Below are 1,029 nucleotides of genomic sequence, written 5' to 3' on the forward strand. Positions count from 1 at the left end.
CGCGGCCCTCGGCTCGGCGCTGCGCAAGGTGATGGCCGCGCTGCCGGCGCCGTACCGCCCGGCCGCCGAGGTGACCTCCCGGCGCATCCTCGTCGACGCCACCCGCTGGAAGGGCGGGCCCCAACCCGCCGTGGATCTGGACGTGTTGCAGGACGCGGTCTTCACCGACCGGCGGCTGCGGCTGCGCTACCGGCACAGCGGCGCGAAGGAACCGAGCACCTACACCGTCGACCCCTACGGCCTGGTCTCCAAGGCGGGCGTCTGGTACCTGGTCGCCGACCGCCGGGCAAGACCCCGCCTTTTCCGCGCCGACCGGGTGCACTCGGCCACCCTCCTGCCCGACCCGGTGAAGCGCCGCCCGGGCGTCGAACTAGCCGACGCCTGGGAGGAGTTGCGCCGCCAGGTCGAGGAACGCCCCGGCGGACTCGACGTCACCGTCCGGTCCGCCGCTCGCACCTCGACATGTTCCTGCGCCTCAGCGCCTCCTCCCTGGCCGAACTCCCCGAGGACGAGGGGGAGAACGAGTGGGTGACGGTCCGGCTGACCTACGGCTTCGTCCGCGAGGCGCGTCAACTGCTGCAGTTCGCCGACGCGTTGGAGGTCGTATCGCCGCCCGAGGTGCGCGCGGAGGTGGCCGCGGCGGCTGCTTCTGTCACGGAGCTGTACCAGCGAGTAGGCGAGATCCACTCGTGAATTTGCAGGTCAGAGCGTTCTGTTGACCTTCCCTTTACTCGGTGCACAGGGTGGGGACAGGGCGCCGACAAGGAAGCCCTAAGCGGCGTTGGTTGAGTTCCCGTCACAAGACTTCCTCATCGTTTTTGGAGTTGTTTCTCATGAAGCGTGCGCGTCTCATCCCCGCAGTGGCCCTGCTGGCGCTCTCGCCCCTGGCCCTGGCGGCCTGCGGGTCGAGCGACTCCTCGTCGTCCTCCGGCAGCGGCAACTCCGGCTCCACGCAGTCCTGTTCCGCGCCCACCGGCAACGCCACGGCGCGGCCCAGCGGCGCCCCGTCCGGCGCCCCGTCGGGTGCGC

At 70.9% G+C, this 1,029-nt stretch carries 2 pseudogenes; both read left to right on the forward strand.

From position 1 onward, the window contains the following. A pseudogene (locus R6V09_RS53765) lies at window positions 1-693 on the forward strand (helix-turn-helix transcriptional regulator); the annotation flags it as partial. A 140-nt stretch (window positions 694-833) separates the two neighbouring features. After that, window positions 834-1,029 (forward strand): annotated as a pseudogene (locus R6V09_RS53770) (hypothetical protein); the annotation flags it as partial.

The sequence above is a fragment of the Streptomyces sp. W16 genome, assembly GCF_033194735.1.
Lineage (GTDB): Bacteria > Actinomycetota > Actinomycetes > Streptomycetales > Streptomycetaceae > Streptomyces.